Below are 6,198 nucleotides of genomic sequence, written 5' to 3' on the forward strand. Positions count from 1 at the left end.
TTTCTGAAGTTTTAATTTGGCTTAATTTGGCATCTTTAATTTATAGCGGCTCTTTCGGAGCATTACCGATTAGCGCTTGCACTAAATTCCAGAACGTCGAAATAAATGCCGCTCCTAAGACAACAAACATTAACATCGCCAGCCCAGCAAAGGGAGCGGTAATGAATAAGACTATGAACGAAAACAAGAGAATCGTCAGTAGTGCCTTGTTCATCGGTGTTGTTTCCTTCCGATTCAGTGTGTACTTCCAAAGGATAACCAGGTGGTTTGTTGTCGTGACCCCTTCTCTGTGCTGAATTAAATATCATCACAGCGGAAGATGTTCCCAAAGGAGTTAACTTCCAACGAACTTCAGGAAGTTTATAAAAGCGAGAGCCGCTTTGCTTTGCGCTGCTGCGAAAAACGCGATCGCCTTTAACAAATCTTGGCTATCCCAAATCGCCTCTAGTGAATTATTATCAACCAGAGATAGAAGTAGCACCAAAACTGATTTGCACCTATGGCTTATACCCCTAAAATCTTGGCATTTGCAGGTAGCACCCGCACTGATTCGTACAATAAAAAGCTGGTACAAGTTGCTGCGAACGGAGCGCGGACAGCGGGAGCTGAGGTGACATACGTGGATCTGCGCGACCTACCGATGCCGCTATACGATGAGGATCTGGAAAAGAGCGAGGGAATGCCTGAAAATGCGCGGAAGTTTAAACAGCTGATGATCGAACATCAAGGACTTCTCATCGCTTCTCCGGAGTACAACAGCTCAATTACAGCCGTTCTGAAAAATGCCATTGATTGGGCGTCACGTTCAACAGCACCGGAGGAACCTCCGCTCGTGGCTTTTGCGGATAAGGTGGCGGCGATTATGAGTACCTCACCGGGAGGATTGGGCGGTTTACGCTGTTTAGTCCACCTGCGCTCCATCCTGGGAAATATTAGAGTTATTGTTCTTCCCGATCAGATCGCGGTGCCTAGAGCTTTTGAAATATTTAATCCCGACGGTACGATGAAAGATCCCAAACAGCAAGAGTCTGTCGAGAAGTTAGGTGAAAAAGTTGCTCACGTGGTGGCGAAGTTGCACGGATGAAATATGGCGCTAAGAGCGATCGCTGATTTGCTAAGCCTAAACTTGATTAAAGTAACTACTTATGAGGCTCTAACCTTTTAAAAGCTCTTAGAACAACCAAACACAGCAAAGCCCCAATTAAGCTCATTTGCCATAACCCACACCCAGCAGCAATTCCTAAAGCAGCGGAAACCCAAGTAGCCGCAGCCGAGGTGAGTCCACGAACTTTAACACCTGTTTTCGATTCGTCCTGAGACTCGCGTAAAATTTCTCCTGCGCCTAAAAATCCAACCCCGGCTGTAACGCCCTGAATGACTCTGCCAAGAGCCTCAGCACTTTCTTGTGCCGTACCGATTTGGAGGGGCACGAGAACAAAGAATGCTGAACCCAGACTGACCAGCATATGGGTTCTTAAACCTGCTGGTTTGTTCTTGAGTTGGCGCTCTAAGCCGATGACTGCCCCAACCAGCAAGGCAAGGCATAGCCTTAAGAAAATTCCTAAGCCATCATTGGGAGAAAGGATGTAGGTTTGTGGCAATGTTGTGCTACTAAAAACGAAGTTTCAACCAGTCTAGTTTACAGGCTGGTTTATATAGATGACTAAAAGGGGAATGGGTGCGAGCTAACCATTCCCCTTTTATTCGCTAACGGAGAGGGGGGGATTCGAACTCCCGGAACCTTTCGGTTCATCCGATTTCAAGTCGGACGCAATCGACCACTCTGCCACCTCTCCAGGTGTGTTTTTTTATCATATCAAGGTTGTGGAATTTGTTACTACTAACTTAAAACGGGTTGGATCGCTGGCTCGGTGCGATGGTAAAGAATCTGCTCAGATGCAACGGTGAAGTCTTTACCAACCCAAATCAGGGAGACTTGGGAGACGATACCGCCTTGCAGAGAGACGAGAGAGAAATTATGTAGGCGGTTTGTCTCCGTTTGGATAATCCGAGGTACGCTGGCTGAATTTAAGTAAACGGTTCCCTCTGCGCTGACATAAACTGGGGTTCGCAAGTGGATCTTTGTGTGGCGCATAGTGTGGTGCATATGACCAAAGGTGACGAGGGGAATCGTTTTCCCTGCGTCGCGAGTTTGGGCGATCGCATCTGCAAAATCCGGATCGCCATAGTCGCCACCGATAGGATGCCAATCTTTGCCACAGGGGTCTTCTGGGCGATCGCCTAACCCGACAGGCCCATTGTGACCTATAAAAATAATCGTTTCAGAAGCAGCACTCTGAGCCGCTGAGAGAATTCGGGCAGTTGACTCCTCGAAATTCTTCACCCCATACCGTTGTTCGTAGAACTGGGCATTTTTCCAGACTTCTCCGCCCCAGCTAAAAGGGCGACTCCCAACAACTGTTAAATTCAGGGCGGGAAAATCAAGCAAACCGTAACCGACATGGGTTTCTCCCAACAAATCCATCTGTTGCTGCACCCGGTCTTCTTTCTGGCGGTCGTAGGGACACCGACTTCTGCCCCAATCTGAGGCGCTGTACCAAGCGTCATGGTTGCCAAATATTGCCGCTTTGGGAAGCTCGAGAGATGCGATCGCTCTTACCACATCCACCGACTCATTGCCGAAATCCCCTACAAATAGCACTAGGTCAACACCCAGATGCTTGAGGGCAATTTCATCATCGCTGTCCCACTGGTCGTGAATATCGCCAACAACCGCAATTTTGATGGGTTTTTCCGGGTTCCTCTGATTGCTCATCCTATCTTCCTCGTCGGTCTTTCTCCAGCATAAAAAAGCATCGCCTGTTTTCGCAGTATCCTCTGGTGTAACTCCTTTTTTTGTTGGTGAGCGATCGCGTGATTTGATTTTGCCAGGAACACTTGCCTGGTTGGTCGGGGTCTAGAGCGTTGTTCACTTTCGACACAATTCACCGCCAGGTAGCACAAGCCGATGAGCGCTCCGACAGATGGATCTCGCTCTCATTGAGAACCGCTATATTAAAGCAAATTTTCTCTGACCTGACTTGCCCACAAGTTTTGGTAAAAACAACTATAATTACTGATTACACGCCTAGCGATTTGATTCCCCCAAAAAATTATCACTGTGTTTACTACTACACTTCCTCAGCGTAATTTTGCTCAGACAGCGGCATTCCCTCACGATTTATTTGAGGCAATTAACGCCCTCAAAAAAGAGTTAAACGCTGTTATTCTTGCTCATTACTATCAAGATTCTGATATTCAGGATGTAGCAGATTATATCGGAGATTCCTTAGAGCTTTCCCGGAAAGCCGCCAGCACAAATGCTGATGTTATCGTGTTTGCGGGGGTTCACTTTATGGCGGAAACTGCCAAAATTCTCAACCCCGATAAGTTGGTACTCTTACCCGACCTCAACGCCGGTTGCTCGTTGGCAGACAGTTGTCCTGCGGATGCTTTTGCTCAATTTAAGGCGGCTCACCCCGGTCATATAGTCGTTTCTTATATCAATTGCTCTGCCGAAATTAAGGCAATGAGCGACATTATTTGCACCAGTTCCAACGCAGTTAAACTGGTTCTTCAGATTCCAGAAGACCAGCCGATTATATTTGCCCCCGACCGGAATCTGGGACGATATGTAATGGAACAATCGGGGCGAGATTTGGTGCTGTGGCAAGGTAGCTGTATGGTGCATGAAACCTTCTCTGAAAAGAAGATTGTCCAGCTAAAAATTGAACATCCAGAAGCTGAAGTGATTGCCCATCCAGAGTGCGAACCGTCGGTGTTGCGCCATGCCAATTACATCGGTTCTACTTCAGCACTGTTGAAGTATTCTCAAGCAAGTTCCACTCAGGTATTTATTGTGGCGACTGAGCCGGGAATTATTCATCAAATGCAGAAGCAGGAACCTAACAAGCACTTTATTCCTGCACCGCCAATGAACGACTGTGCTTGCAATGAGTGTCCTCATATGCGGTTAAATACTCTGGAGAAGCTGTATTTAGCGATGAAAAATCGGGCACCAGAAATTACTTTGCCAGAAGAAACGCGAGTGGCGGCGCTGCGTCCAATTCAGCGGATGTTGGAAATGAGCGCCTAGTCAATGTTGGATCGGGAACGAAACCTGATGGAAAAGAACCCCACCCCCAGCCCCTCCCCGCTTGCAGGGAGGGGAGATGGAGTAAGAGACGCAGGCGATCGCTTGGTTGGGGTTCTTCATTTCGGGGGATCGATTGGACTTGGTATAACAAGCAACAATGAACGATGAATGAGCAACGAATTGAATGGCAATGAATAGAGAGTGCTTGATCGTTTTTACTCGCTATCCAGAGCCAGGAAAGGCAAAAACTCGGCTAATTCCAGTTTTGGGGGAGGATGGCGCTTCAAATCTTCATCGCCAGATGACCGAGCATACACTCTCGCAGGTGAGGGAACTGCAAAGCGATCGCGCGACGAGAGTGGAAGTTTATTTTACTGGCGGCGACCAGCAGTTGATGGAAGACTGGTTGGGAGCTGATATCATCTATCAGCCGCAGGGTGAGGGCGATTTGGGACAGCGGATGAAGTCGGCGTTTCAAACGGCTTTTGCGGCTGGAATAGAGGGCGTTGCGATCGTCGGTACTGATTGCCCTGGTTTGGATGCGAAAATAATGGCGCAAGCATTTGAGCAGCTAAACGGTCATGATTTGGTTTTGGGACCAGCGATGGACGGCGGCTATTATTTAATTGGGTTGCGGCGGATGATTCCAGAATTGTTTGAGGGAATCAACTGGGGAACCTCGGAGGTGCGAGAAAAGACGGTAGCGATCGCTATCTCCCTTGGTTTGGCAGTTGCTTATCTTCCCCCCCTATTTGATGTTGACCGTCCAGAGGATCTTGCAAAAGTTACGAGTTTTGAGTTTTGAGTGATAGAAGCGGCAAGAATTTCCATTATTATTCCCGTTTTGAATGAAGCTGCTGACACGATTCGGTCAACATTAGCGAGTCTTCGGAATGTCAAAAATGTGGAAGTAATCGTAGTGGATGGGGGAAGTCAGAATGAAACCGTTGTCCTTGTGCAATCCTGGGGCGTTAAAGTTCTGTCTTCGGCTGCTGGACGTGCCTGCCAAATGAACGCGGGTGCAACGGCTGCGACAGGAGATATCTTGTTATTCCTCCATGCAGATACCTCTTTACCGCTTGGGTTTGAGAAATTAGTTCCGTTGACACTAGCCCAGTCTGGAACCGTTGCGGGTGCCTTTGAACTCAAAATTAATTCTCCAATGCGATCGCTACGTCTAGTTGAAAAGATGGTGAATTGGCGATCGCGCTTTTTTTCCCTACCCTATGGCGACCAAGCTATCTTTTTAAAAGCTTCTGTATTTCACGATATTGGAGGTTTTCCCGATCTCCCGATTATGGAAGATTTTGAATTGATCCGTTGTCTGAGACGCTTGGGGCGAATTGCTATTGTTCCGACTCCGGTACTGACTTCAGCCCGTCGCTGGCACAAACTTGGGGTTCTGAAAACTACCCTGATTAATCAAATAGTAATTCTCGGCTATTTCTTGGGAGTTCCCTCATCTCATCTGGTTAAATTTTATCGTCCTAAGAAGTGAGCAGACCCTTTATCTAAAATTTGATAAAAATAACCTGAGTTCGGGATAAGGGAGGAACAAAACAGATAGACTAAAAGTTCTAAATTCTCATCCATCGGCTTTCCCCATTTTTAGTCTAGAAAAATTGTTCTGCTGCGTCAATGACTTCTAGCAAACCTTTGAATCAATCTCTTGAGTGCAAACTTCTTAGTATAGCAGTCGAAGCATAGATTAGGACCTTAGGCGAACGGCTGTATCTACTCGTTCGCGAAAATCTTCGATAGTCCCAAGCGATTTTCTGACTCGATTTTTAATCGGAAACCAGTAATGCTCAATATCATTTAAGTCGGGAGAGTAAGGGGGTAAATATTCGAGTTCACAGCCAACCGATTCGATGATTTTTCTAATTTTTTCGGATTTATGAAAGCTGGCATTATCTAAAATCACCATTTGCCCTGCTTTTAACTCGGGTAGAAGTTTGTCAGATTTTTCCAGATTTTAAGTCGTGGAATCTTTGTCCTTTTTCATTCCAGCCGTAGCCATAATCTTCTCTATTATCTATGCCTGATTCATCTACATAAACTTGTTTTTTTACTTCTTTTTGGCTGATTTTTAAGATAAATTC

Annotated in this window: 7 protein-coding genes, 1 tRNA gene and 1 pseudogene; 4 read left to right on the forward strand and 5 right to left on the reverse strand. The window is 46.6% G+C overall.

Going from position 1 to position 6,198, the window contains the following annotated elements:
• Positions 1 to 40 precede the first annotated feature (40 nt).
• Positions 41 to 214 (reverse strand): hypothetical protein, encoded by a 174-nt coding sequence (locus tag NC996_RS19955; protein WP_190687229.1) that lies wholly within the window; start codon positions 212 to 214, stop codon positions 41 to 43.
• Between the two features lie 285 nt (positions 215 to 499).
• Between NC996_RS19955 and NC996_RS19960 the strand changes: the two genes are divergently transcribed.
• Positions 500 to 1,084, forward strand: a complete 585-nt coding sequence (locus NC996_RS19960) for an NAD(P)H-dependent oxidoreductase (protein WP_190687230.1) — start codon at positions 500 to 502, stop codon at positions 1,082 to 1,084.
• Positions 1,085 to 1,139: 55 nt separating this feature from the next.
• Here the strand turns inward: NC996_RS19960 and NC996_RS19965 are convergent, their stop codons facing one another.
• The 3 genes from NC996_RS19965 to NC996_RS19975 all read right to left on the reverse strand — a co-directional run bounded on the left by NC996_RS19965 (position 1,140) and on the right by NC996_RS19975 (position 2,776).
• Complete coding sequence (locus NC996_RS19965; RefSeq protein WP_190415128.1) at positions 1,140 to 1,601, reverse strand: MgtC/SapB family protein; 462 nt, start codon at positions 1,599 to 1,601, stop codon at positions 1,140 to 1,142.
• A 110-nt stretch (positions 1,602 to 1,711) separates the two neighbouring features.
• Positions 1,712 to 1,796, reverse strand: a tRNA-Ser gene (locus NC996_RS19970).
• 44 nt (positions 1,797 to 1,840) lie between these two features.
• Positions 1,841 to 2,776: a TIGR04168 family protein gene (locus NC996_RS19975; protein ID WP_190677513.1), complete on the reverse strand. Its 936-nt coding sequence runs from the start codon at positions 2,774 to 2,776 to the stop codon at positions 1,841 to 1,843.
• A 345-nt stretch (positions 2,777 to 3,121) separates the two neighbouring features.
• Between NC996_RS19975 and nadA the strand changes: the two genes are divergently transcribed.
• The 3 genes from nadA to NC996_RS19990 all read left to right on the forward strand — a co-directional run bounded on the left by nadA (position 3,122) and on the right by NC996_RS19990 (position 5,594).
• Positions 3,122 to 4,096, forward strand: coding sequence for a quinolinate synthase NadA (nadA, locus tag NC996_RS19980; RefSeq protein WP_190687231.1), 975 nt, complete (start codon positions 3,122 to 3,124; stop codon positions 4,094 to 4,096).
• A 190-nt stretch (positions 4,097 to 4,286) separates the two neighbouring features.
• Positions 4,287 to 4,901, forward strand: a complete 615-nt coding sequence (locus tag NC996_RS19985; protein ID WP_190687248.1) for a TIGR04282 family arsenosugar biosynthesis glycosyltransferase — start codon at positions 4,287 to 4,289, stop codon at positions 4,899 to 4,901.
• A gap of 3 nt (positions 4,902 to 4,904) precedes the next feature.
• Complete coding sequence (locus NC996_RS19990; RefSeq protein ID WP_190687246.1) at positions 4,905 to 5,594, forward strand: TIGR04283 family arsenosugar biosynthesis glycosyltransferase; 690 nt, start codon at positions 4,905 to 4,907, stop codon at positions 5,592 to 5,594.
• Between the two features lie 210 nt (positions 5,595 to 5,804).
• Here NC996_RS19990 and NC996_RS19995 read toward each other — a convergent pair.
• Positions 5,805 to 6,198, reverse strand: a pseudogene (locus tag NC996_RS19995) (transposase); the annotation flags it as partial.

The sequence above is a fragment of the Trichocoleus sp. ST-U2 genome, from assembly GCF_039961875.1.
Taxonomy (GTDB): Bacteria; Cyanobacteriota; Cyanobacteriia; order Cyanobacteriales; family FACHB-T130; genus FACHB-T130.